Here is a 792-nt window from a genome sequence, read left to right on the forward strand (position 1 = left end):
CAAGATACTTTGAATTTTTTAGATAATTCGAGAGCTCCTCTCCAATAAGCCTCTTCTACAACAGTTATTGTCACGTATTTAAAAGGATAATTTTAGATACCCCACATACCTTTATAAAATCACGAATGTGTAACACGTCTCATATCACTGTATCTAACATCAAAAATCAAAAAAACGAGCTCCTCTTAAAAAGCTATAAAAACATAACGCTATCGTTGCCATAAATGCAATGATTAAAAAACACCGAAAAATTTTTTTAAGAGAAGAATACAAAAAAAAGAAAGTTCTCTGAGGTTTCATATTTAAGGAAAGCGAGCGATAATACTCAATGCAATGACCAGATTCTTTAACATCAGAATACCTTTTTTTTATTGTAGAATGTGTTGCGAGCTCTTCAGTTTTTTTTGAAAAAGGCTTTAGAGCATCATTTTGTAAAGAGCTTTTATTTTCGTGTTGCAACGCATTTTCAAAATTTGTTTGGCTTGCAGTTATGCTGTTTTGTTTTGAACAATTTGATATCTCTTGGAGCAGCGAGCATTCTTGCTTCCCTTCACCTTCTATTTCAGCAAGCTTCTGCACAACAGAAACAAGCGATTTTGACCGGTCTATAAGCCTTGTTCCCATTGTTTTTTCTATGCTTTTCTTTTGGTTCTGCAAGCTCTGAACAAGCATTATAATCTTCTCTAAAGACTCAAAAAGCTTTTTTTCTTTTTGGCGGCGTATATAATGCTCCGCTAAAATTGCCCGACTAATATCATCCAAGTAAGATTTAAAATGCTCTTCTACAGAACT

General features: G+C 33.6%; 1 protein-coding gene. It reads right to left on the reverse strand.

Annotated features, from left to right (window positions below; all coding sequences use genetic code 11):
- Positions 1–159: 159 nt before the first annotated feature.
- Positions 160–792 (reverse strand): hypothetical protein (locus ACFINZ_RS10450; protein ID WP_375701478.1); only part of this gene is annotated, 633 nt, incomplete at its 5' end.

The organism is Bartonella sp. AA81SXKL (assembly GCF_042196945.1).
GTDB lineage: Bacteria > Pseudomonadota > Alphaproteobacteria > Rhizobiales > Rhizobiaceae > Bartonella.